At 53.4% G+C, this 22,568-nt stretch carries 24 protein-coding genes and 1 pseudogene; 10 read left to right on the top strand and 15 right to left on the bottom strand.

From position 1 onward, the window contains the following. Positions 1-160: 160 nt before the first annotated feature. The 5 genes from N7578_RS23645 to N7578_RS23625 all read right to left on the bottom strand — a co-directional run bounded on the left by N7578_RS23645 (position 161) and on the right by N7578_RS23625 (position 4,779). On the bottom strand, positions 161-505 hold the full coding sequence (locus N7578_RS23645) for a hypothetical protein (protein ID WP_311112751.1): 345 nt from the start codon (positions 503-505) through the stop codon (positions 161-163). Between the two features lie 515 nt (positions 506-1,020). After that, positions 1,021-1,500, bottom strand: a complete 480-nt coding sequence (locus tag N7578_RS23640) for a mechanosensitive ion channel family protein (RefSeq protein WP_311112750.1) — start codon at positions 1,498-1,500, stop codon at positions 1,021-1,023. A gap of 187 nt (positions 1,501-1,687) precedes the next feature. Then, positions 1,688-2,833 carry a hypothetical protein gene (locus N7578_RS23635; protein WP_311112749.1) on the bottom strand — a complete coding sequence of 382 codons (1,146 nt, stop codon included), beginning with the start codon at positions 2,831-2,833 and terminating at the stop codon, positions 1,688-1,690. 52 nt (positions 2,834-2,885) lie between these two features. Continuing rightward, positions 2,886-4,097, bottom strand: a complete 1,212-nt coding sequence (hmpA, locus tag N7578_RS23630) for an NO-inducible flavohemoprotein (RefSeq protein ID WP_311112748.1) — start codon at positions 4,095-4,097, stop codon at positions 2,886-2,888. A 16-nt stretch (positions 4,098-4,113) separates the two neighbouring features. Further along, positions 4,114-4,779, bottom strand: coding sequence for a DUF1971 domain-containing protein (locus N7578_RS23625; RefSeq protein WP_271365600.1), 666 nt, complete (start codon positions 4,777-4,779; stop codon positions 4,114-4,116). 106 nt (positions 4,780-4,885) lie between these two features. Here N7578_RS23625 and N7578_RS23620 point away from each other — a divergent pair, with 106 nt between their 5' ends. Beyond that, positions 4,886-5,305 (top strand): Rrf2 family transcriptional regulator, encoded by a 420-nt coding sequence (locus N7578_RS23620; protein WP_271365599.1) that lies wholly within the window; start codon positions 4,886-4,888, stop codon positions 5,303-5,305. A gap of 418 nt (positions 5,306-5,723) precedes the next feature. Here the strand turns inward: N7578_RS23620 and N7578_RS23615 are convergent, their stop codons facing one another. Together N7578_RS23615 and N7578_RS23610 are read right to left on the bottom strand one after the other, a co-directional pair. Beyond that, positions 5,724-6,470, bottom strand: a complete 747-nt coding sequence (locus N7578_RS23615; RefSeq protein ID WP_311112779.1) for an SDR family oxidoreductase — start codon at positions 6,468-6,470, stop codon at positions 5,724-5,726. Positions 6,471-6,630: 160 nt separating this feature from the next. After that, on the bottom strand, positions 6,631-7,404 hold the full coding sequence (locus N7578_RS23610) for an isochorismatase family cysteine hydrolase (RefSeq protein ID WP_311112747.1): 774 nt from the start codon (positions 7,402-7,404) through the stop codon (positions 6,631-6,633). A 317-nt stretch (positions 7,405-7,721) separates the two neighbouring features. On the opposite strand from N7578_RS23610, the gene N7578_RS23605 reads away from it, so the two are divergent. Continuing rightward, positions 7,722-8,201, top strand: a complete 480-nt coding sequence (locus tag N7578_RS23605; RefSeq protein ID WP_311112778.1) for a carboxymuconolactone decarboxylase family protein — start codon at positions 7,722-7,724, stop codon at positions 8,199-8,201. A gap of 59 nt (positions 8,202-8,260) precedes the next feature. On the opposite strand, the gene N7578_RS23600 is transcribed toward N7578_RS23605, so the two are convergent. The 3 genes from N7578_RS23600 to N7578_RS23590 form a co-directional block, all read right to left on the bottom strand. After that, complete coding sequence (locus N7578_RS23600; protein WP_311112746.1) at positions 8,261-8,674, bottom strand: cupin domain-containing protein; 414 nt, start codon at positions 8,672-8,674, stop codon at positions 8,261-8,263. Positions 8,675-8,772: 98 nt separating this feature from the next. Next, on the bottom strand, positions 8,773-9,774 hold the full coding sequence (locus tag N7578_RS23595) for an alpha/beta fold hydrolase (protein WP_422646749.1): 1,002 nt from the start codon (positions 9,772-9,774) through the stop codon (positions 8,773-8,775). 166 nt (positions 9,775-9,940) lie between these two features. After that, a complete protein-coding gene (locus tag N7578_RS23590) occupies positions 9,941-10,837 on the bottom strand; it encodes a LysR family transcriptional regulator (RefSeq protein WP_311112745.1) in 897 nt (298 codons plus the stop codon). 94 nt (positions 10,838-10,931) lie between these two features. Between N7578_RS23590 and N7578_RS23585 the strand changes: the two genes are divergently transcribed. Beyond that, positions 10,932-11,681 carry a glucose 1-dehydrogenase gene (locus tag N7578_RS23585; protein ID WP_311112744.1) on the top strand — a complete coding sequence of 250 codons (750 nt, stop codon included), beginning with the start codon at positions 10,932-10,934 and terminating at the stop codon, positions 11,679-11,681. An 11-nt stretch (positions 11,682-11,692) separates the two neighbouring features. Beyond that, entirely contained in the window at positions 11,693-12,112 is a 420-nt protein-coding gene (locus N7578_RS23580; RefSeq protein ID WP_311112743.1) for a hypothetical protein, read from the top strand. Positions 12,113-12,630: 518 nt separating this feature from the next. Here the strand turns inward: N7578_RS23580 and N7578_RS23575 are convergent. Further along, positions 12,631-13,461: an SDR family oxidoreductase gene (locus N7578_RS23575; protein ID WP_311112742.1), complete on the bottom strand. Its 831-nt coding sequence runs from the start codon at positions 13,459-13,461 to the stop codon at positions 12,631-12,633. Positions 13,462-13,560: 99 nt separating this feature from the next. Here N7578_RS23575 and N7578_RS23570 point away from each other — a divergent pair, with 99 nt between their 5' ends. After that, entirely contained in the window at positions 13,561-14,463 is a 903-nt protein-coding gene (locus N7578_RS23570) for a LysR family transcriptional regulator (RefSeq protein WP_311112741.1), read from the top strand. 25 nt (positions 14,464-14,488) lie between these two features. Here the strand turns inward: N7578_RS23570 and N7578_RS23565 are convergent, their stop codons facing one another. Beyond that, on the bottom strand, positions 14,489-14,803 hold the full coding sequence (locus N7578_RS23565; RefSeq protein WP_311112776.1) for an ATP-binding protein: 315 nt from the start codon (positions 14,801-14,803) through the stop codon (positions 14,489-14,491). Positions 14,804-15,475: 672 nt separating this feature from the next. Here N7578_RS23565 and N7578_RS23560 point away from each other — a divergent pair. From N7578_RS23560 to N7578_RS23540, 5 genes and pseudogenes are all read left to right on the top strand, one after another. Next, the gene (locus N7578_RS23560; RefSeq protein ID WP_311112740.1) at positions 15,476-16,222 is read left to right on the top strand and encodes an SDR family oxidoreductase; all 747 of its coding nucleotides are present in this window, start codon (positions 15,476-15,478) and stop codon (positions 16,220-16,222) included. A gap of 108 nt (positions 16,223-16,330) precedes the next feature. Further along, a complete protein-coding gene (locus N7578_RS23555; protein WP_311112739.1) occupies positions 16,331-16,783 on the top strand; it encodes a DoxX family protein in 453 nt (150 codons plus the stop codon). A gap of 112 nt (positions 16,784-16,895) precedes the next feature. Further along, a complete protein-coding gene (locus tag N7578_RS23550; RefSeq protein ID WP_311112738.1) occupies positions 16,896-18,935 on the top strand; it encodes a PAS domain-containing protein in 2,040 nt (679 codons plus the stop codon). A 108-nt stretch (positions 18,936-19,043) separates the two neighbouring features. Beyond that, positions 19,044-19,445 carry a response regulator gene (locus N7578_RS23545; protein WP_311112737.1) on the top strand — a complete coding sequence of 134 codons (402 nt, stop codon included), beginning with the start codon at positions 19,044-19,046 and terminating at the stop codon, positions 19,443-19,445. Positions 19,446-19,487: 42 nt separating this feature from the next. Then, positions 19,488-19,769 (top strand): annotated as a pseudogene (locus N7578_RS23540) (glutathione ABC transporter ATP-binding protein GsiA); the annotation flags it as partial. 63 nt (positions 19,770-19,832) lie between these two features. Here N7578_RS23540 and N7578_RS23535 read toward each other — a convergent pair. The 3 genes from N7578_RS23535 to pepT form a co-directional block, all read right to left on the bottom strand. Next, positions 19,833-20,003, bottom strand: coding sequence for a hypothetical protein (locus tag N7578_RS23535; protein ID WP_422646748.1), 171 nt, complete (start codon positions 20,001-20,003; stop codon positions 19,833-19,835). Positions 20,004-20,317: 314 nt separating this feature from the next. Then, complete coding sequence (gene ctlX, locus N7578_RS23530; RefSeq protein ID WP_311112736.1) at positions 20,318-21,238, bottom strand: citrulline utilization hydrolase CtlX; 921 nt, start codon at positions 21,236-21,238, stop codon at positions 20,318-20,320. Continuing rightward, the gene (gene pepT / locus N7578_RS23525; RefSeq protein ID WP_422646747.1) at positions 21,238-22,536 is read right to left on the bottom strand and encodes a peptidase T; all 1,299 of its coding nucleotides are present in this window, start codon (positions 22,534-22,536) and stop codon (positions 21,238-21,240) included. Before pepT ends, ctlX begins: the two co-directional genes overlap by 1 nt. Positions 22,537-22,568 lie beyond the last annotated feature (32 nt).

The following is a 22,568-nucleotide window of genomic DNA, read 5'->3' as shown; positions in this document are numbered from 1 at the left end:
TTCTCTTTTTCGGTCATCATGCTCTCCTTGGCTGTGCCGGAAGGAACGTTGCGAACGTCAACTAAAGGCAATCATCGAGCGTGCGCATCCTTGGAAGGACGTGATGAGATTGAGCCAAAATACAGGGAGTTCTCAGATATACATGCGTATACGCCTAAGTTCACAATAGGCCGAACAGGCCTTTGATCTTTACGGAGAGCGACGTAGGATAAGGTAGCGACAATCCACCAACGTTCTCAAACAGGTGTCGCTCCTTCTCCAGCCGGAACGACAGAACGGTCGCCAGCTCTTCGGCTATTTCCGGCCGATCCTTCAAAAATCCGGCCAGTTTGTCTTTTTGAACTTCATAGCCCGAGACCGGTGTCAGCGCATATATATCGCCCGGCTCCACCATCTCCCTCAACACACCTCGCTTACCAAAGAAATCTCTAGGTGACAGACGAGCGGTTTCTGTTCTGTGGTCACCATCATGGTTCTCAACGAGTAACACGCCTCGTTCGATCAATTTTGCAAAATCCACCGGAACCATAAGCTGACTGAGGGCGAACCTCTCATTTTGCGTCAAAGCTTGGAAGATTGGAATTTAAAGCAAGCATTGCGTCGCGCCATTCAAAACTGCTGTTTGAGCGGGGTCCGGAAGTGCATTTTTGGCTGAAGCGGCGACCATCGAGAGTGTTTGTGATCGTGAGTGTCGGTAGATCAGATCGTAAATCTCGTTCTCCGCTTCCGTTACGTTCGCAACATTTTTAATCTGACAGCCCAGCTCCAGGGTTATCGGATCCCGTCCAGACCAACGCTGACACAGACGGTACCGGTGCACGCATGATCTTCGTGCATCCGAGGAGGCGTTTTCATGGCCTCTACCATTACGTCAGGCCTCTCAGTCGGCAAGAACCGCGCTGTTACATTCATCCCGTGGCTCTCATCGGGGCTACTGATGCTGGTCAAGCGCGACTTTGCCAGTGTCGAGTTTGGTAGAATGCTAACGTCATTTGTCGGACCGAGTAGATGACTGGAACGTCAATTGGTATCAATCACCCGGCCTTGGAGACTATCGTCCAATACAATCCAGTCGCCGACGACAGACGCCTGGCCAAGGTTGAGCGCGATACCCGAGAACACATCGTTCAGGGGGCTTTGCATCGCCAAGCCTAGGACAACGGCAAAAACTCCCGATGTCGCGATCAACGTGCCGACTGGCACGTTGAACATATAGGCAATGATCGACAAAGCCGTTCTGATATGGACAATCCTACAGAGAAGGTCGCGAACGAGACGAACTTCTCGGGGCCGGTGCTCCCAAAACACGAAATGTCGGATTATGCTTTCAAGGAAAAGTGAGAGGCTGATCCACCACGCGGCCTTTGCAGCGCCAGTTGCTATTCCGGCTGGCATATCGTCGTTGTGACCAACTGCGTAAGCCTCATTACGCGAGAAAAAAACAAAAGTGACAGTGCAAAAAAAGACCAGCGCGTCGAATACGAGCTTTGTACGGGTCATCCGCCCCACAGCGGATCTGATAGGGATCGTCAAAGCCGTAACGATCCTACCTGAACAAATAACTGATCGAAAAAGGCCTCTCCCATCATCAGAAACATTTACTGACGTGGAGGCTGACGCGTCACTATACGATAGTTTACTGATTTGGGAGCGAGGGGTGGGTTGGCCACCCCTCGTCTTGAGGATTTTATTTGTGAGGTAACGCTCCTGCCTCACCATGACCTTCCGGCCCGTGCGGATGATCAGGGTCGAAGGAGTGAGTGGTTTTGGAAGCGTCGTCGACGGCAATATATCCATCAGCTCCATAGAATGCCGTGTGCAGTCCCCAATAGGCCGTACAGAACACCACAAGTACCACCGCCAGCCCGACTGGAATGTTGGTGAGCTTGCGTTTGAACACTGTGAAGAGATCAACGCCACTCCGCTGATCAGCAGCGACCGCGAACAGGATTGCCATGATTAGGCCATGCCCGATGAGGTCCACGCGTCCGAATGGCCAGACGGCCGCCGTGAAGATGATGAGAAGCGCAATCGCCGACAGTCTGCGGATCAGAGGTGTCCAAAGCAGCCCGAAGCCCAGGGTGAACTCGGTGACGCCAGCCATAGGAATGAACACGTCGCGAGGCATCCCGAACGTCAGAAATGGCTTCTCTACGACGAGTGGGTAAAACCAACTCGGAAAAGCAAATTTCTCAAGGCTCGACCACATCAATGCAATGGCCAAGCCCCAGCGCAGTGCCTCGAATCGACGGGCACGCAAATTCTCATTTTTAAGCGGTTCAAGTAGCAGATAACCGGCGACGCCTAATCCAAGCGCAAGATAGTCGAACAGATGAAACAGATCGTAATCGCGTAGGGCGAGAACCCACAGGGCAATAATTCCGACCCCTGCAATCGGCATCGTGCGTCGCGAGAATATGCAGCACGCGATCAGGAGCTGCATCCACGACACCCATTCTGCCGGTGTCTTGAGGTCCGGTGTAAGATAGACGCCACCGACGGCGAAAATGGCGACGAAAAACGCCGCAATAATTGCCCTGATGTATTCGTCCTGCCTGTTCCACAGCGGCGCGGTTGCTGTGTTCAGGCCAGCGATTGCGATCTCGCCGAATTTGCTCTTTTCGACCAACCTTGTAGCGATGAAGAAGACCAGAACAAGTCCAATACCGACCCAGAACCACGGATCTTTCGTTGTGTCAGAAATAGGCTCAGGCCGAGCGCCAACGATGTAGGGCGCAAACCACTTCACATGTGCAAATGCGGTTACGGGTAAGAGGCATGTGATCGACAGGGCGAGAAGAATTGTCTCGCGTGAATTTCGAAGCGTGCTCATGATTGTCACTTCGTTTGAGAGAGAAAGGCCAAGCGAGGCTCGGCCCGGTTTTTTACGCTGCAATCAGTTCATCAGCCGGACCGAAGAACTCGTAATGGATACGATCACTTGCGACTCCGGCTTGAAGCAATCCGTTGACCAGAGACCTCAGGAATGGCTTCGGTCCACAGAGATAAAAATCCGAGGTGAAGAGCGACGTATTTTTGCGCAGCCAGTCGATATTGATAAAACCATCATGGTCGTGAGACAGACCTGCTGCGTCTGAGGCCGAGGGCTCACTGTAGAAGGTTGTCACTGCAACCCGTCCATGCCCGGTTGCAAGTGAACGTACATGCCGGTCCATTGCGTGGGTGGTGCTGTTGAGAGCACCGTGAACGAAATGCGCGCTCAGTTCCGGATAGTCCCTGGCGATTGCTTCGAGCATGCTCACCATCGGTGTAAGGCCAACGCCACCCGACAGAAGCACGACGGGCCGGGCTGGTTCATCCGGCAAGAAGAAGTCGCCGGCAGGAGGTGTCGCCTCCAGAGTGGTGCCAACATGCGCTTCGTCGTGCAGGTATTTTGATCCACCATCGCCGTTTGCCTCGCGCTTGACCGAAATCCGATAAAATTCGTCGTTTGGCCCACAGGAGATCGAATAGTTGCGTTTTACCTGGTTGCCATTCACCGTCAGTCTGAATGTCAGGTACTGACCAGGGCGATGCCTTATCACCTTGCCCCCATCGGTCGGCCGAAGAATGAAAGACGTGACGACCTCACCCTCGGGCAGCTTCTCAACGATCGTGAATTTGCGCCAACCATTCCAACCACCGCTCTGGCTCTCTATGGTATCGCGCAGGTTGGCTTCGCGACCCTTGAGGATGTCGGCCAGAAACCAATAGGCTTCGCCCCAGGCATCAAGAATCTCCGGTGTCGCCGCCTCACCGAGAACATCGCTGATCGCAGCCAGAAGTGCCCGTGCGACATAGGGGTAATGTTCCGGGAGGATGTGATAGCCGATATGCTTATGGGCAATCCGCTCAACAACCGGGGTCAAGACCGCGAGGTTTTCGATGTTCTGCGCGTATCCGAGGATTGCAGCGGCAAGCGCGTGTACCTGCGAGCCACCCTCACCCTGGTTGGCGTGGTTGAACAGGTTTTTGATGTGCTCGTCTTCAAACAGCCTGGCATACATGCGCTTGGTGATTTCGCTGCCATGCGCAGCCAAGGCTGGAACACTGGCTTTCACCAGTTCGATAGTCTGAGGAGAAAGCTGGCGGGACATTCTGTTTCCTTTCTGATTATGCGTTGTGGACCGGAGGCCTGTCGTAGAACTCGATCCTGAGTTTGACCGGGCCTGTCAGAGCGAGGTGGTGTGCTGAGATGGGTGGGATGACTGCGGGTATCCCGGGTTCGATGATTTTCGAGAGGTCCCCTTCGTGATATTGGATGCTGCCTTCCTCGACGCGAATGAGTCCCCATGATCCAGCTTTCAGCGAATGGTCTCGCAACAATGCCGTAGGGAGCGACACTTCATCGAAAAAAGCGGTGGTCCTATAGGGTACTGGCTTGGCGAGCGAGAGAGCCTTGTCCCTAGTCCCTGTCGTCGATGTGCCGAACAGAGCGAAAGAAAACCTGGCTGCGATACGAAACGCCTTGGCCTGCATCTCCTGTGCGACTTCCGGCGCGAGAAGATCGTTTGTCGTTTCTCCCCATAACTCCAGCCAACGGTCAAACATGTCAGGACGGATGAGGTGGGAGTGGATAACGTGCATCGAGAGCGGATTGCCTTTGTAGCGACCGCTTGTCAGCATCAGGGAGGACCAGAAATCCGTCAGCCGGACCATGTGCTCCTCCCAGTCCTGCACGACCGAGAACGGCACCGAAAGGACCGGGTCGGTTCGGACTTTTGTATAAAATGCGTGCAGGACCTCGTTGATTTTGGCTTCCGTCAAACCGCTGGTCATGACCAACCCCTAAAATATGCATCTGAGATACATCTATTCCGTTTGACGAAAACATGCTAACAAAATGCATGTTATTGGCTTAGTCATTTTGACGCAGGCGCCGCCCATGAGACTGACACGCTACACCGACTACGCCATTCGCGTATTGATATACCTTGGTTCACGGGACACAGGCCTGGGTTCGATACGTGACGTCTCGAAAACGTTCGACATTTCCCAAAACCACCTGATGAAAGTCGTGCAGGACTTGGCGGCCAATGGCTTTATAGAAGCTGTTCGCGGTCGTAACGGTGGTATCCGCCTCGCCCGTCCAGCAACCGACATCAATCTCGGAGAGGTTCTAAGGCATACAGAAGGGCTTGATGATCTCTTGGAATGCTCGACCTGCATGATCGCGCCAGCATGCGGCTTGCCGCCCATTCTGTCGGAGGCGATGCAGGCGTTTGTCAGCGTGTTCGATAAATATACGGTCGCTGATCTCGTGCGAAACAAGCAGCACCTGCGAACGCTGCTTGCCGTCGCCTAAAGTATTGAATTGGGCGCGCGAGCCGCCTCACACCTATGTATATCTCGTTTAAAAGCTGTTTTGTCATTAAAATACTCGCATTCGAAAGAGTCGAGGGCAATAAAATGCGAAACTGGAAGTCAAAACACGAAGAGACTGAGGATTCGGCTTATGGATTTGCATTAAATATCGTCGTATTTCTTATATTTTCACTTGCGTCTCTTCTGGCTATTCACGTATCTTCGGCAAAAGACCCGGCAATACGGGTTTACGTTCCTGCAAATAGCGCTATTGCTCTCTCCGAAAAAGCTTCCATCGGAGAGGAGAAAAAATAATGCGCAACACGAGGGCGATCCATCGATTGCCCTACAGTTGCCGTCAGAGGACATACAAACGCGCTGCAAGGATGATGACAGCGCGTTTGCATGTCCAACAGATATCAGGCAGCTGTCTTGATCCAGGCGTCAAAGGTTGTCTCGCCAATTCTATGCGAGTTTACAGGTACCAACGAGGTTGCCTGCAGTTTTGCGCCAAAGTATGCAGCCTCCGGGTCGCCGACAACGGTACGCGTATCTCCCTTGGAAGAAAGATAGGTGCCAATAAGCTTGTTGGTCGGAAATGCTTCAGGCCCCGCCACTTCAACAACGCCATTTGCCGGAGCGTCCACAGCGGCGGCAGCGATAAATCCTGCGACATCGGCGCTGGCAATAGGTTGGATGTAGGCTGTTGAGACCCTGACAACATCACCGGAGGTGGAACTGTAAGCAATCGCATCCAGGAATTCGAGGAACTGCGTCGCTCTTACGATTGTATACGGGACACCCGCGTTTTTGATGATTTCTTCCTGAGCCACCTTCGCACGGAAGTAGGCATTCTCGGGGAGCCGGTCGATTCCTACGATGGAGAGCGCCACATAGTGCTTAACACCGGCGCGCCTCGCGAAAGCGGTCGCGTTGGAGGAGGACTTTGTAAAGAAGTCCAGAACTGCCTGTTCTTCGAAAGACGGCGAGTTCGAGACGTCAACAACGACCTCGGCATCTTTTATTGCGGCAGCAAGGCCTTGGCCTGTCACCGCGTCGATGCCGTTACGCCTTGAGGCTACGATGACCTGGTGACCAGTCGACTCCAGGATGCTTGATACTTTTGAACCGATGAGGCCGCTGCCTCCAATAATAACCACTTTCATCATATTCTCCCTATTTGGCATCGCCATTTGAGTAATCATGGATAAACTTTATCCGCATTATCGTCCGCGTCAATGGCCCCCCGCCCCCGAAACCGGGGTGCGAAATGTGAACAGTCAGTTTCCTTTGAATGACGCGGTTATCGGGCGGCGTGACACCGAGCTATCCAGCCTGCATTTGCGAAAGTGTTTCATTCGTTGTCCAAAGACCATTTGCGATGAACCGGAAGTTTATCAGCGCAGCGAGGTAGCCGTCGCCCTCTGGGAACTTTGCAGCAGCGATGGCGTCACGAACGACCGCTACCTCGAAGCCTTGCTCCAAGAGGTGACGGAGATGCGATTCAACGCAAAGGTTCGCCGCCATCCCAGCGAGTATGATCTGGTTCACTCCACGTTTTCCAAGCTGAAGAACGAGATCATTGGCCTGTGGACCGTAGAGCTTATGCGGTGAGCAAACTACTGTTTCCCCGTCCTCGATGTACTCGACGAATTCCGGCAGCCACTCCGCTCCAGAACCTCGAAAGCCATCAAGGGTCAAAGGTCCGGTTCGGTCGAACATTCCAAGTTTGTGCTGCAGAATTTCGAGTGGCCCCTGCACTTCCCAGCGATGATCATGAGGGTAGTAATAGTGAGGCGAAATCACCACGGGCATGCTCGCCGCTTTCGTGGCTTTGAAAAGTCTTATGAGGTTAGGGACGACGTTGTGCTCGGTTACGCTCTCGCCCACCACTGGCCATGCCGGGCTCTTTGGACTCATGAAATCAACTTGCGGATCGATCACGACGAGGGCGGCTCGCGACACGTCCAGCTGCATGCCCGGTTTTGGAAGCGCAGGGTTGGCGGGGTCGGCGTAAGCCGTCAACTCGGCTGCGTTAGCATCTCGCCCGATGCTAGCGGCTACAATGCCACTGGCGGCAGCCCCAACGAACTTGGTCAAAAATGACCGTCTGCTTGTTCCTTCGCAGGTCTCACACATTGCAGGTCCTCCATCGCCTTGATCGCGGGATGCGGTCACTTCCAATTCCCTGAGGGTTGATGGATTGGAGAAGGCGCACAAGTATACTGAGGTATCTGGGACGTCAAAGATGCCGAAAATTATATATGAAACAGCGATCTGGCTGGACTCATAAACGACTTTGCCTTCGTTATGGTGCTGCCTTCACGAGCGTATACCTGAGGATACCTTTGCTGCACTGCCCATTTTTCGTAGCCATTTTTGATGCAATTGGCACCATCCAGAAAGGCGACGACATGATCTCTGAGCGATTAAACTACGGACCACAATCTCCAGAAGTTTTCAAAAAGCTTGGCGAAGCGACCTTCGCAGCGAAACGTGGTTCGCTGGAAAAAAGGTTGACAGCCCTCGCAGAAATACGAGCTTCACAAATCAATGGCTGCGCTTTTTGCCTCGACATGCACATCAAGGAAGCGAAAATTTCAGGCGAAAGTGAACTCAGGCTGCATCATGTTGCGGCTTGGAAGGAATCCAAATTATTTGACGAGCGCGAGAGAGCAGTGCTGGGATGGACTGAAGTCCTGACAAGGTTGCCAGCTGACGGTGTATCCGACGAACAATTTGCTTTAATGAAAAGCTTGTTTTCAGAAGCCGAAATCGCGGACCTGACGTTCGTTATCATGCTCATCAACGCATGGAACCGGGCAGGCATTGCTTTCAAAACTATCCCTGGGTCGGCAGACAAGCTGTACGGTCTTGACAAGGCAAATCTGTACTAGTCGTCTTCCAGCTATTTGGCGCGCCAGCATCTGGCGCGCCTGGATCAGATGCCCGTTGGTCAAGGATCGGGCGTCGTCAATTCGGTCTCGGTGGTGTCGACAACGAAGACCGCCAGGATTTTAGCAGGCTTGGTTGTGCTGGCGTTGGCACTGACTTGATGGTGATCGCCGGGCATTTCGATCCAGTTTTCACCGGTCTTGAAAATCTTCTCCTCACCTCCGTTGATTTTGCTCTTTACCTCGCCTTCGATCACCGTGGCGTAGATGAACGCACTCCGTGCATGGGTATGCGACGGATTGTAGCCGCCAGGACCGTATTCAACGAGTACGCCGCGCAGGCTCTTCCCAGGTACGTTTGGAAGCTTCTGATCGAAAACAACCGACACCTTGGCGTTGTGCGCTTTTTGCGCGGCGAACGTCGGTGTCGCCAAAGCGCTGACAACAACACCAGCGGCGATAATTGCCTTGAACATGATCTCTATCTCCTATCATAGCCAACAGTGGCATGGGCTTAAGCTATTGGCGCTCGCGGGAGATGGAGAGATATACGATGGTTTGCGGTTCCTGGCTTTCAGAGAGAAGCCACTTCCAATACGGCGTTGACAAAGTCTTCTGGCGCTTCTTGAGGGAGATTGTGTCCAGCACCAGGAATTACGTGATGTACTCGCTTTGCCAAAAACTTCGCCGCTGATGCAGTTCCGTCCGTTGACGCAACGACACCATCCGCACCTCCGTCAAGCGTCACCGTCGGGACGGTTATCGGCGGCTGTTGCGCGAGGCGAACCTCAATGTCTTCGTACAAATCGTATCCGGCCGCACCGCCGAGGCGGTGACGGTATGAATGGATGACAACGTCGACGTAGTCCGGATTGAGAAAGGATGTCGCGCTGCGTTCGAATGTGTCTCTTTCGAATCTCCAGGTAGGAGAGTTTTCACGCCACATGACGTTCGCAATTTCCGCCCTGTTGCGTTCAAGACCACGTCGCCCCCGCTCAGTCTGAAAATAGAACTGATACCAGTAGCCCCGCTCCACTTTCGCAGAAAGTGGCTCGACTGCCTTCGATATGTTCTGGATCAGGTAGCCGTTGACAGAAACCAGCCCGCTACAACGTTCCGGCCATAGTGCGGCAGCGACACATGCAGCGCGGCCACCCCAATCGTACCCCGCAAAAATTGCCCGGTCTATTGAAAGGGCGTCAAGTAGGTGAATGAGGTCCGCACCAATCGCAGCTTGCTGGCCTGATCGTGGTGTTGAGGGATCAAGGAAAGATGTCGTGCCGTGCCCTCTGAGATGCGGTACGATGACTCTATATCCCTGCCTTACCAACTCTGGTGCTACCTCCCGATAGCTTTGCACGTCATAAGGAAATCCATGCAGGAGTATGACGGTCGGGGATGCTTGCGAGCCACCCTCGTAATATCCGACGCTGAGTACACCGGCATCAGTTTGCTTGATGGCGTCGAACATTCCGACGTCGTTGTTTTGAGTTTTCCCAAACACTTCACCTGATAACGTGGCTGTCTTCAGACTGGAAGTTGCTGCAACGCCAATTACGAAAGCACGCCGGTTCATGTCATCGCCTTTCGAATTGCGCTAAAAACTACCCTGGCCGATGCTTCATCAATCTGCATTGTGAGGGTGCTTCCGTTAGGTTTCTCGCAAGCAACAATACGGCGGAAACATCGGTGGAGCGCCAGATATACGCTGGTTTGCTCCCGACCAGGCGCGATGCTCACCTCTACAGGCCAGAGATGGCTTTCGTTTCTGCAGCTACAAATTCGGAAAAGCGCCTCACCCTTGCAGGAACCATTGGTCCGAACGCATGGACGACGTTGAATGGTGGTGATGCCAAGTTTAGCTCAGTTGAGATATCGACCAAATGACCGTTTTGTATCTCATCCTGTACGGCACAGCGCATCATCAGCGCCGCACCGATCCCTTGTAAGGCGGCCGCCCGCAGGGCTTGACCGGTATCGCAATCGACACGTCCATGGGGAACAAACCGACGACCATCGGAGAAAGAAACGGGCATCGGGACGCCATGCGTCGTATATCGCGCGAAGGGTAGTGAAGCGGCTTCATCTATCGAATGTGGGCAGCCGTATTTTTCGACGTACGATGGCGACGCAACGATCACCATTTTCACGTCCGACAGCTTTCTGACCTTCAGTTCGCCGCTTGCTAATGCTCCTATACGGAATACCACATCATAATCTTCTCGGATCAGATCAACCTGCCTGTCTGTCAATCCAACTTCCAGCTTGATGTCCGGGTACGCCGAGGCGAAATCGCGAAAAATCGGCGTGAGAAAAAACCGGGCAAGTTCACTTGGCATGCTGAACCGCAGCCGACCGCCCAGTTTTTCGTCGTCTGGAGAAACCTCCTCTGACGTGTCGAGCTGGCGGAGAAGAGGTCCGACCTTGTCGAATAGCGACTGCCCTTCACTGGTGACAACCAGCGCTCTGGTTGACCTGAGAAACAGCCTTGCGTTGACCAACGTCTCCAACCGCCCAACGCTTTTAGAGACAGCAGACGGTGACGTCTTCAAAAGTTTTGCGGCGGCACTGAAAGAGCCTGTTTCAATGGTTTTGACGAAGGCGATCAAGCCAGGCGTCTCATCAAGCAAATTGGGCATCTAAATCCCGCAGGCACAGATCATGTGCTTACGCCCCAGCTAATACATCTTTCAAAGCTGCCTTACCTCTATGGCACTTACCATGGAGATGAAAATGAAAACACTTGAAGGAAAAGTTGCAGTCATCACAGGCGGCAACAGTGGCATCGGAAAAGCGACAGCCAAGCTCTTCGCCGAGCACGGTGCACAAGTTGTCATCACTGCACGCCGACAAGACGTCCTCGATCAGGCCGTTGCGGAAATTGGTCACGGCGCAATTGGTATTCGTGGTGACGTGTCTGATCTCGATCACCACAAGGCTCTGGCCAACAAAATCAAGGATACCTTCGGTAACGTCGACATCTATATGGCCAACGCTGGAGTTATCGATCTCAAACCATCGGAAGAGATCACCGAAGAAGTTTATGACCGCCATTTCTCGGTCAACACGAAAGGTGTGTTCTTCGGCGTTCAGGCAATCGCGCCCATCATGAACAATGGCGGTAGTATTATTGTCACAAGCTCCCTGGCAGCGTCCAAGGTCCTCCCAAACCATACTGCCTACGCGGGCTCCAAAGCAGCCGCTGCTGCCTTTGCGAAGAACTGGGCAATCGAATTCAAGGAGCGTCGCATCCGCGTCAACATCCTGAGCCCTGGACCAACAAACACAGAAATCCTCGGCAAACTTGGGATCACTGAGGAGCAACGCGGCCCGTTCCTTCAGCACATGGCGGACACCATACCCGCAGGACGCCTCGCCACATCTGAAGAATTGGCGACAGCAGCACATTTCCTGGCTTCCGACGCAGGTCGCTTCGTAAACGGCATCGAACTGAACGTCGATGGCGGCATGACTCTCATCTGAGGAACAAGCAAATGACAACGAAACACAACCCTGACATCGTCGCATTCATCGACAAACTGGCCGAGACCGGTAGCAACTACCGCATGGATGAAATGGACGCCCTCTATACAAATGATCTCGGCTTCCTCGTCCTTACACCAGATGGCGGCATTGCCCGCTTCTCAAAAGAAGAGATGTTTGCTGAGTTTCGCTCGCGTCGGGATGCTGGTGAAGCCCCCCTATCGACCGAAAAGCGCATCCTTCACATCGAAGAACAAGGCCACGATGCAACGGCAATTCTCTATCGTCGGATGAGCGAAAAAGCTGCCGCTGCGTTCTACGAGCTACGTCTCAAGAAAATCGGCGGCGTTTGGAAAGTTGCCGGCGAGACGGTTACTCCTTGGCCTGAACTGACCACGGCAAAAGGCTTTCTCCCGCCCCGTGAGAAATGAACATCAACGTCGTGCCGGGGGAATGACCGTTGTATCCGCACGGCACGACGTCGGCCTCTAACTGCTGCTTCCGGATCGGGGTTTAGGAGCACAGACATAAAGCTTGCAAACTTCGCCCCGTGCAGTCGAAATTGAAGATCTGTCAGCCATTTCACGACTGTCGCATTGAAGGTCACCCCTGACAAACCGCGTATATAGCGTCAGGCCAGCGACACGAGTAGACGGAAAACGCAAGATGACCTCACCATCACGCGATACGACCTGTCGAACCCGCTCACATGACGACTGGAGTGCGTTCAGTCTTTCAATGGCATGCGCATCGGTTGCGAGTGTTGCCAGCGCCCCGCATGTTACTATCGTTCTGAGCATGGAGGTCTCCTGCGGTGGTTGGGAAAGAGCAAAGCATTCCCTGAACGCCGCAAGCGCACAACTATACCGTGGTGTACCAAGGGTTTCAGCCCTCATTCCAATCGAGCAGACAGTCGGGCTGCTGAGTACCCGACTGTCGCTTATCAAAATCATCCGAGTTTCGGCGTCATTCGTTCGCGCATGAACGCCATGTATTCAGCCTCAGAACTTCCGCGTCGCTTCTCGATCAGCGGTTTGATGTCTTCAGTCGCGACGTATCTAAGCTGGTTGGTGCCATCGGTCGCAGCTTCGAAAATGACCTTTGCAACGTCTTCACTCGTCGCCAAACCGCGAGCCTGACGAAGTTCGTCAAACACAGCAGTTGCACCCGCGATGAAGGGTTCGTAATCGGAAGGCGTCGTGATCGACGAGAATTCTTGGCCACTGCGCTGGCCGAACTTCGTCTCAAGAACGCCCCCTGGTTCGACGATTTTCACACCAATACCCAACGATTCCAGCTCGTAGGAAAGAGACTCCGAAAACCCTTCCAAGGCAAATTTTGATGCATTGTATAGAGAGATCATCGGCAAACCGAAGACCCCTGCCCCGGAACTCACGTTAATGTAAAGCCCGGATCGGTTCGCGCGGAAGTGTGGGAGCGTTTCCCTGATGACGTCCATCATTCCGAAGACATTGACATCAAACTGTTCCTGAACTTTCTCCCTCGGCGTACCTTCAAATACGCCAAACAATCCATACCCAGCATTGTTTACGACCACGTCAATCTGACCGAACTTTTCAATACCCTCGGCAACGGCAGATTTAATGCTTTCGCGATCCTGAACGTCGAGTTTGGCCACGATCACGTTTGGATATTCCGCGCACGCTTCAACAGGCGTTCTCATTGTCGCAACTACATTCCACCCATTATCCGCAAACAAACATGCGGCGGCCTCACCAAAGCCAGATGAGCAACCAGTGATAAGAACGGTCTTGGTCATCGTAATCTCCATTTCGCTATTACGCTGATCAATTTAGCGATTGTCTTTCGATGCCATAAGCAGGACAATTACGTATGAGCTATTGAAGGAATCCGAACAATGTCTGGAATGTCCCTTGCGGATTTGAGAGCGGTCTCGGTGCTCGCCCGCACCGGCAGTTTTCGGGGGACTGCCAAAGAGCTTGAAGTTTCAGTTTCTTCGCTGAGCCATCAGGTTGCAAACGTGGAAAAACGCCTCGGCATTCGACTTTTCAACCGAACAACTCGAAGTGTCTCGGTGACGGAAGCAGGCGAGGCATTACTCGAAAGGGTGCGCCCTGCCCTAAACGAAATTGATGCTGCCCTGGAAGCCGTTGACCAATTGAGGGCTACCCCCTCAGGAACGATCCGGTTGAATACCTCCGAAGGCGGTGCGGAAAGAGTTTTGCCACTTGTATTGGATTTTCTCCGGACCTACCCCGACATAAAGATTGATCTCGTCACCGACGGACGCCTGGTCGATATTGTGGCGGAAGGCTTCGATGCCGGTCTTCGCCTGCACGAAATTGTTCCAAAAGACATGATCAGCGTGCCGCTAGGGCAGACCGAGTCCTTCGTGCTCGTTGCCTCCCCCGACTATTTGCAGGGGAAAAAAATTCCGACTTCGCCCGGCGATCTGTTGCAGCATGAATGCGTCAGAGCCCGACTGCCGAGTGGAACACTGGTCACCTGGGAGCTGGAGAAAAACGGAGAAGCGATTTCGGTTGATGTCAAAGGACGCCTTATCGCTGGCAGCACCGAACTCAGTGTTCTCGCAGCACGCCAGCACGCTGGAATAGCCTACGTTGCTCTCCGTGCTGTTCGCGATGACATAGTTCGAGGCGACCTTGTTCAGCTGCTGCCGGAGTGGACCCCACCCTATCCTGGTATCGCTCTTTTCTATCCAAGTCGTAGGCTTCCATCGGCGGCTTTGCGTGCCTTCATAGATCACACCATAGCGTGGCGAAAACACCATCAGGAGTAAGCACGAACTTCAACTCCAGTTTCAGCTAGCTCAATCGCCTCGGCAACGTGAACCACACCTTTGCGCCGCGTTCCGTGTTTTCTGCCGGAACACTTCCGCCGTGCTTGGCAACAATGGTGCGGCAGAGTGCAAGTCCCATGCCTGCGCCTTGTTGTTTCGTGTTATAAAACGTGTCGAATACTCGCGATAGATCGGCAATTCCGCCGCCTTCGTCCTCCACTAAAATCCGGATGGTGTCTTTTGCGCAGACAGAGGATGCCCGAGTTACCTGCCTTTCGACCCCGTTTTCCACCCCGGCCTCAAACGCATTGCGCGACAGGTTCATCAAGACTTGCCGAATCTGGATCGCGCCGACGACGGCATTGGCTCTCCATCGTCAAGGTTTTGAACAAAAATCGCACTTCGTGACGGCTCATCGCCGGAGAACAGTAGCCATACATCTCGAATCATCGCATTGACGTCAGCGTAAGCTCGTTCCTGTTCCCCGAGTTGGAAGATCGAGCGCATCGTGCGGTGCGCCAACGGCGGGAATGACAAAGGACGTGAAACGCGAATTTCGCTCGTTGAAGAGAGTCAGACACCCATCGGGTTCAGTGTCCCGAACAACCGCTTGTATTGTGGCGACCACCAAGCTCAATAGATGCTCGCGATCCTCCAAAAACTTCCGTGAAGCCAGCATCTCGTTGTAGTCTTGTCGAGGGAAAACGACGAGATCAGCCTGAGCGTAGCGAGCGCGAGCACGTTCCTCATTAATTGGAGGCACGGTTCCCAGTGTGTTTAGTCCCGCCTATTTGCTCCCCCCCCCCCGAGGCGCGCTTCATTTGTCCTACAATTCCTAATCTCGCGCATTTTGGCAAGCCAGGCATTCTATTGTGATGATCAACTCCCGCTGCGAACCCCCAGCAGGAACGGGATTCGTTCGTACACCCCCCAGCATGACATACCTGCGTATAGCTTGTAGACCTGCTCAGTTCCCATGACGCTGCTCCGAACAGATTATCGGGAGACGAAAATGAAATACGTGATTGTGGGTGGAACAGGGTTCATTGGATCGAAAGTCGTAAAAAATCTTACGGAAAGGGGGCACACCGTCATCGCGGCAGCACCTGAAACCGGGGTGAACACGATTACTGGTCAGGGTTTGGCAGAAGCAATGCAGGGGGCTCACGCCGTGCTCGACGTTACCAACTCCCCAACTTTCGATCCTCAAGGCATTCTTGACTTTTTCCGTACCTCGACATCAAACCAGCTCGGCGCTGAAAAGACTGCTCATGTGCGCCATCACATCGTTCTATCTATCGTCGGCACCGAAAAGCTTGGCGACAACGCCTACTTCAAAGGCAAAAACCTACAAGAACAGTTGGTGAAATCGGCAGGCATCCCCTTCACAATTGTCCGATCCACGCAGTTCATGGAATACCTTGGCACAATCGCTGATCTCGGTGGCAAAGACGGCGAAACGCAGATTTCGACAGCCAACGTTCAGATGATCGCTGCAAACGACCTGGTCGACGCACTGTGCGATGTGGTGACCGGAGAACCTGCGAACAGCATTGTTCAGGTGGCTGGCCCCGAACGCGTGCCGATGAGCGATGTTGTCACTCGCTATCTGAAAGCGCGGGGCGATCTGAGAACAGTGAAAGCTGATCCAGAGGCTCTCTACTTCGGTTCACGTCTCGACACCGATACGTTGGTTCCGGAAGGCAAAACGCTCATCGGTAAAACCCATTTTAGCCAATGGATTCAGCCTGCGGCTTGATTGTCGCAACTGAGGTGTTGCTGTGAAGAAAGCTGTCACCTCCCTCGTATTCCACGATGGTTTATAGGGGCGACCACCGCTCCAGAGTTTGTTGAGAAGGATCATTCGATGAGCAATATCCACGCAGTTCCTCATCGCGAGACGATGAAACAAAGCGAAACATATTTTGCATTTTCAGCTTTGGCTGGTCGGCTGCTTCTGAGCCCAATCTTTATCTTGTCTGGCTTCGGCAAGATTACGGGATCGGAGACCTACCTTGGCTACATCGCAGCCTTTGGCCTACCGTTTCCAGTGATATGTCTCGTGGGCGCGATTGCGCTTGAACTCCTCGGTGGTTTGGCTCTTGCGCTCGGATATCACACTCGCATCGTTGGACTGGCTCTGGCTCTGTTCAGCCTTTTCACTGCACTTGTCTTTCACAGCGACTTCTCTGATCAAAACCAGTTCCTGCATTTCTGGAAGAATGCTGCGATGGCAGGTGGACTGCTTGAGATAACCGCGTTCGGCGCAGGTGTTTTTAGCCTCGACGGCATGCGCCATAGACGAAGGATGATGATGTGACCTGCTCATCGAACAGCCCGTAAGTCTCAGCGAGTGGCAGCCACTTAAAATCGTGACTAAATCAGAAGCTCGCGATATCGTCGGCAGTCACCATCGCTCTTGGGAAGTGTGAATGCCGACGTCTATCATTCTCACTGCTTGTTCTGCACTGACAATCGGGTTCACTTGCGGTTACTTCTGGAGAGTTTGGTCGAACCGCAAAGAACGCGTGATCGACAAGCACGCTCGTGCCATCGTTGAAGGGATGCCGGGGCATGGATGGTCGAACGATCCGGAAGGCAAGTTCATCTATGTCAGCCCTCCAGCGCTCCGATACTACGGACTAGAGGACAGCTTCATCAAAATGAGCGGATACGACCCAGATCGTTTCCATGATGCTTATGCAGAAATGCTGGCAAACATCATTCATCCTGACGACTTACAGGGAACACTCGATCATTGGGGTGAAACACTAAAATCCGGAACTCCTGCGACTTACGAGTATCGGTTGCGACGCCATGATGGTGTCTATCTTTGGCACCGTCTCGCGGTGCATCCATCTCGCGACGTGAACGGTAACATCATTGCCTGGTATGGCACCCAGATAGATATCGAAGATCAGAAAGTTGCTGAACTTGCGCTACGTAAGCGTGAGAGAGAGCTACAAGTTCTGATCGACGCGTTACCGGTTAACATCTGGTGCTGCGATTTGAATGGACATGTGACTCATTTTAGCAAGCGATTGCAGGATTTTTTTGGATGCCAGCTGGACGACATACCGTTTGAAGGACGTCGGGTCAGCAGAGGAAACCCGGGCCTAATCCACCCTGACGATGCTGGGCTTGCCGAAGATCTTATAAACCACAGTATCGCCACCGGTGAGCCGCTATCGGGCAGATATCGTATGCGCCGCAATGACGGTACATATCGCTGGACGGAACAGCGTGGCGAGTTGTTGTGCGATGCTGATGGCAATCCTGTGCAATGGTACGGAGTTGCAATCGACATTGACGAACTGAAGCGTGAAGAAGATTATCTACGCTACCGTGAGCAAGAACTCAGGCTTCTTGTTGATGCTATACCAATGATGATTTGGACAGTCGGCAACGAGAAGGGAATAACCTACTTCAATAAGCATTTGCTCAAGTTCACCGGCATCGCTCCGGACGCCGGCGATGAGCTTCGTGGGTTGGATGCGACACAAGCAATGTCAGCTCTTGTTCATCCCGATGACCTGCCAACACTCGCAAGGCTTTACGAGGACAACCCAGGTCATGAAAGCGTCGTGATGATGCGCTTCCGCCTTTTGAGAGCTGACGGTGTCTATCGCTGGGTTGAAGGACGTTACGCTGGGCTAATGGATGAGACGGGGCTACGCCAGTACGGTTTCCTCATCGACGTCGATGACGAAGTCCAGTCTCAGGAGACGCTGCGCAACATGCAGGAGAAACTCGGCGAAGCATCTAGAGCAGCTAGCTTGGCCGAACTTGCAGCATCAATTGCACATGAAATCAATCAACCCCTGACCGCCGTACTCTCCAATGCTGACGCTTGTCGCCGATGGTTGTCACGGGTTCCGCCAAACTTCGAAAGAGCACTATCCTCCGCTGACGCGATGACAGACAATGCGAAGGACGCCGCCGAAATCGTCAGCAGCATACGTGCTCTTTTCCGTCGCACCCAGAGACAACGGGTCGTCGAAAGCCCGAACGCTGTCATCGAAGAGGTAACCAGAATGATTGGTTTAAGTGCAGTTGGCAGCCGTATCGGGATTCAGACTGAACTAGATACGGCACTCCCACCCGTCGCAATGGATCGTGTCCAAATCCAACAGGTCCTTGTGAATCTGATCCGGAATGCTCTTGAAGCAGTTGATGCCGCAAACAACTCAGCGAAACCGGTCACGGTTCGGAGCAAGCGCGACGGCGATAAGATCATGATCGAGGTTATTGACGAAGGTATTGGCCTCCCTAATGAGCAGAGAGTTACCCAAGCGTTCTTCAGCACCAAAGAACGGGGAATGGGCATGGGGCTGGCCATCTGTGAATCGGTGATCGAGGCTCATGAGGGCGAGCTTTGGCACAAGCCGAATTACCCCAGGGGAACTGTCTTCAGTTTTTCATTATCCGTTGCCACGGAAGACCATGAAACGCTACCGGTCGGTGTCAAATGACAATTATGCCGCTTTCTAACTTGCAGCCCAAATTACTGAGGAAACGCTGCAATTTTTGCATATCCCTTCAACGTGCTAATTAAGCTGAGGCTCACTGAAAGACATGATATGGTAGCGGAACAAAGCAGCGCGCCCGAGCATACTCATCTCATCGGTATCGTCGATGACGACCAACGTGTTTTAAGTGGTTTGCAACAGCTTCTGGAGTCAGTCGGTTACGACGCGGTGTCGTTTCGAAGCGCGAGCGGACTACTCGCCAGCGGTGACCTCAATAGGATCACATGTGTGATTACCGATATAGGGATGCCGGAAGTCAGCGGATTTGAGCTGCGAGAGATACTGAACCGGGTGCATCCGACATTGCCTGTTATATTGATCACCGGACGTTACGAGTTGATCGAAAATTTGCCGCCGGAAAATGGCCTGAAAATACTGAGGAAACCATTCGATAGTTCTGTCCTGCTCTCGGCGATTTTAGAGTGTGTAAGCGCGGTGGGCCCAAACACCTAGTTTACGGCAGCTAACTGATTAGACGCGCGATGCCGATCAGGCGCTGGCAGCCAACGCCAAAGGATATGTATTGCGCGCGCCTTATCTCTTTCACCGAAGGTAATCGTCGCCGACGAGGCTGTCTCGGCCCTTGACGTTTCCGTCAAAGCGCAAATCATCAATCTTCTTCTCGACCTGCAGCAAAAGCTTGGCCTGTCATACCTGTTTATATCACACGACATGACCGTGGTGGAAAGAGTGAGCCATCGCGTGGCCGTCATGTATCTCGGTGAGATTGTTGAGATCGGGCCCCGCGGAACCGGGATCGACGGAAACGGCAGCCCGGGACCTGACGTGCGAACTCGAGCAAGAACAGTCGAAGTGGAAGTGAACGGCACGTTTTGCGATTTACGCGGCTGGCTCATAGGAGAAAAACCATAAGTCGCCTTCGTATTCGACATAACCGTTATTGCTCATCGGTCGGCTGGCAATCCTGTCCGGAGCATTGGTGTTGAACATCCAGAAATCGAACTTGCTCAACTTCTTGGACAGTTCTTCGATACTCATCGTGTTCGTCATCGAAACCTCCTATCGATCGCAGGAGAATAGAACCGACCGGTGCAGCAATGGTTCCGCGTCTAACAAACGGTACCACCCCCGCGGCCAGCCTTGTACCTCGAACTGTCGCCTCGACCGTACAAAAGCCTGAGCAGACATCACAGGCATGGCGCGCCTCAACCGACGATGGCAACCGCAATGTGATCGGATGAGGCGGTCATGTTCTTTTGACTTTGCGCCCGCAACGGCACCCGTTCAAGTGTTGAAGGTTGCTGTCGAAATCAACCGGAACCGTTGAACGGTAAAGTCTTGCTCCGGTTCGATGTGCTCAAGATTTAACCGCGAGCCGCCAGGTGAACGCCTGCAAGCGTGCAGCGAACAGACCCTCCTGCCATCTCAATCGACGGGATTCCCAACGCGACAATCTCGACGTAGCTCTCAATTGTATCCCGCTGGTCTTGATCGAGGGCCGAGAATGCTGTCGTAGACATGGCAAGCAGCCGGCCGTTCCTCCCCTGCAGCTCCAGGGCATTGCCTGCGAACTTCCCGATCTGGTTATCCTGCAATTCGACGACATGCCTGCCTGAATTGCGCAGGCGCGCCAGGATCTCGTCGCGGCGCACATGATCTGGTATCATTGAAGCGCCAATGAGCGCGAAATCAGTTCCGACACACATCAGGACATTCGTATGATAGATGGGAACGCCTCTCGCATCGCACGCATCAAACATCATCGGTTCAAATCCGAACTGTGTGGAGAACCGCTCAAGCATGACCGGATCTATGCGGTCTGATCGTACAGCATAGGCGACCCTTCCGATGTGATCGAGAACCATCGCGCCGGTCCCCTCGAGAAACAGGCCATCAAGTTCAAGGCCGGAGTAGTCGACAACATCCTGAACGCGATAGTTGGACTTCAGCATCTCGATGATATCGGAACGTCGCTCCAGCCGTCGATTGTTCGCTTTCATCGGGTAGATCGCCACGTGCCCGCCGGCATGTGTGGAAAACCAGTTGTTTGGAAAAACGGAGTCGGGCGTAGCCGTACCCGTATCCTCGAAAAGATGCACGCTGACGCCGTGTTCGCGTAGTGTTTCAGCTGCAACGGTGATTTCGAGATAGGCGTCTGCAGACATGTCCCTGATGGCGTCACCCGCCGCCTGGAAGGTATTATCCTGCGCCGTCTGTTCATTGACTGTGAAATTGTGTGGGCGGACCATGACGACTGCGGCTGGCGCTTGCGGTGAGTATCGCATCAATTCATCCCTTTTTCAGAAAGGTGTTGGCTCTTTTGAATGCTCTCGTCCCCCTGCCCTGCAAGCTCGCAGATCGTCAGTGCCGTCTCATACGACTTCACGAAGGCAGGGATCGGGAGAAACTCAAATCGGGAATGGAAATTACAGGCGCCGGTGAAGAAGTTTGGCGTCGGTAAGCCGCGCGCCGATAGTGCTGCTCCATCGGTCCCGCCGCGCATCGGAGTGATTTTCTTCTCGATCTCGAGATGATCAAGCGCTCGAAACAGCAAATCGGCTGCACGAGGATCGGCCAACAAGTGCTCACCGATATTGTCGTAAGTGTCAGAGATCGTGCTTCGAACCGAGCCGGTCGGGTGTTCCGCAGCAATCAGCGCTGTCACCTCCCCGATCCGTTTTTTGCGCTCTTCGAAACTGTTTCTGTCGAAGTCACGGATCATGAGCTTCAGTCGTGCCTCGGTATCATTGGCAGTCAGTTCCTTGAACCAGAAGTATCCCTCCCTGCCCTCGGTGCGTTCGGGTGTGTCACCACGGTCAAACCTCGAGATAAAATCGAGCGCCATCAGGAGCGGGTTAACCAGGACACCTTTGGCCGACATTGGATGGGCACTGACGCCGGTAAAGACGACCTCCCCGGATGCCGCGTTGAAATTTTCGACCACAACTTCACCAAGTTCGCAGCAATCGATGGTGTAGGCGATGTCACAAGGGAAACGGGCAAGATCGAGTGCCTTTGCACCGCGCAATCCAATCTCTTCATCCGGCACGAAGGCGATTGCAATGTCGCCAACTGCGGCGTCTTCAGTCAATCGAGCCAGAAGTGTCATGATAACCGAAATCGCGGCCTTGTTGTCGGCGCCAAGCACGCTGGTGCCATCGCTGAAAATGATATCTTCTCCTTCCCAGCCTTTTATTTCAGGGTGATCCTCAACCCGTAGCCAGATGTCGAGGTCCGCGTTGAGGCAAAGATCGCTTCCGTCGAACCGTTTGATCTGCGGCGTGATGACTGGAGACAATCCGACATCGACAGTGTCAAGATGGGCAATGAAACCGATCCGGGTCGCGGTCGGATTGGTGCCACGCCGCACCGCCGTAACGATGGCCTGATCATCGACAACGACCTCCTTTAAGCCCAATTCCTGTAACTCCTGCCCCAGCAACAGAGCCAGTTTCAATTGGCCGAGGGTTGATGGAAGCCGTTCGAAGGAGGCTTTGCTTTGGCTTTCAATGCCGACATATCGGAAAAATCGCTCGATAAGCTCATCACGCAAATCAATTGGCTCCTGCACCGCGAAGTCCATGGGTTTCATTCCGTTCTTCATCATTGGTAATT

It is taken from the genome of Agrobacterium tumefaciens, assembly GCF_031801495.1.
Lineage (GTDB): Bacteria > Pseudomonadota > Alphaproteobacteria > Rhizobiales > Rhizobiaceae > Agrobacterium > Agrobacterium tumefaciens_K.
This window is presented reverse-complemented; position numbering and strand designations above follow the sequence as displayed.

What these genes read in the sequence shown, in the direction of transcription:
- N7578_RS23640 (WP_311112750.1), bottom strand. Translation starts at nt 1,500, where the DNA reads ATGACCCGTACAAAGCTCGTATTCGACGCGCTGGTCTTTTTTTGCACT.
- N7578_RS23635 (WP_311112749.1), bottom strand. Translation starts at nt 2,833, where the DNA reads ATGAGCACGCTTCGAAATTCACGCGAGACAATTCTTCTCGCCCTGTCG.
- hmpA (WP_311112748.1), bottom strand. Translation starts at nt 4,097, where the DNA reads ATGTCCCGCCAGCTTTCTCCTCAGACTATCGAACTGGTGAAAGCCAGT.
- N7578_RS23625 (WP_271365600.1), bottom strand. Translation starts at nt 4,779, where the DNA reads ATGACCAGCGGTTTGACGGAAGCCAAAATCAACGAGGTCCTGCACGCA.
- N7578_RS23620 (WP_271365599.1), top strand. Translation starts at nt 4,886, where the DNA reads ATGAGACTGACACGCTACACCGACTACGCCATTCGCGTATTGATATAC.
- N7578_RS23615 (WP_311112779.1), bottom strand. Translation starts at nt 6,470, where the DNA reads ATGAAAGTGGTTATTATTGGAGGCAGCGGCCTCATCGGTTCAAAAGTA.
- N7578_RS23600 (WP_311112746.1), bottom strand. Translation starts at nt 8,674, where the DNA reads ATGTTCAAGGCAATTATCGCCGCTGGTGTTGTTGTCAGCGCTTTGGCG.
- N7578_RS23595 (WP_422646749.1), bottom strand. Translation starts at nt 9,774, where the DNA reads ATGAACCGGCGTGCTTTCGTAATTGGCGTTGCAGCAACTTCCAGTCTG.
- N7578_RS23590 (WP_311112745.1), bottom strand. Translation starts at nt 10,837, where the DNA reads ATGCCCAATTTGCTTGATGAGACGCCTGGCTTGATCGCCTTCGTCAAA.
- N7578_RS23585 (WP_311112744.1), top strand. Translation starts at nt 10,932, where the DNA reads ATGAAAACACTTGAAGGAAAAGTTGCAGTCATCACAGGCGGCAACAGT.
- N7578_RS23580 (WP_311112743.1), top strand. Translation starts at nt 11,693, where the DNA reads ATGACAACGAAACACAACCCTGACATCGTCGCATTCATCGACAAACTG.
- N7578_RS23575 (WP_311112742.1), bottom strand. Translation starts at nt 13,461, where the DNA reads ATGACCAAGACCGTTCTTATCACTGGTTGCTCATCTGGCTTTGGTGAG.
- N7578_RS23570 (WP_311112741.1), top strand. Translation starts at nt 13,561, where the DNA reads ATGTCTGGAATGTCCCTTGCGGATTTGAGAGCGGTCTCGGTGCTCGCC.
- N7578_RS23560 (WP_311112740.1), top strand. Translation starts at nt 15,476, where the DNA reads ATGAAATACGTGATTGTGGGTGGAACAGGGTTCATTGGATCGAAAGTC.
- N7578_RS23555 (WP_311112739.1), top strand. Translation starts at nt 16,331, where the DNA reads ATGAGCAATATCCACGCAGTTCCTCATCGCGAGACGATGAAACAAAGC.
- N7578_RS23550 (WP_311112738.1), top strand. Translation starts at nt 16,896, where the DNA reads ATGCCGACGTCTATCATTCTCACTGCTTGTTCTGCACTGACAATCGGG.
- N7578_RS23545 (WP_311112737.1), top strand. Translation starts at nt 19,044, where the DNA reads ATGGTAGCGGAACAAAGCAGCGCGCCCGAGCATACTCATCTCATCGGT.
- N7578_RS23535 (WP_422646748.1), bottom strand. Translation starts at nt 20,003, where the DNA reads ATGACGAACACGATGAGTATCGAAGAACTGTCCAAGAAGTTGAGCAAG.
- ctlX (WP_311112736.1), bottom strand. Translation starts at nt 21,238, where the DNA reads ATGCGATACTCACCGCAAGCGCCAGCCGCAGTCGTCATGGTCCGCCCA.
- pepT (WP_422646747.1), bottom strand. Translation starts at nt 22,536, where the DNA reads ATGGACTTCGCGGTGCAGGAGCCAATTGATTTGCGTGATGAGCTTATC.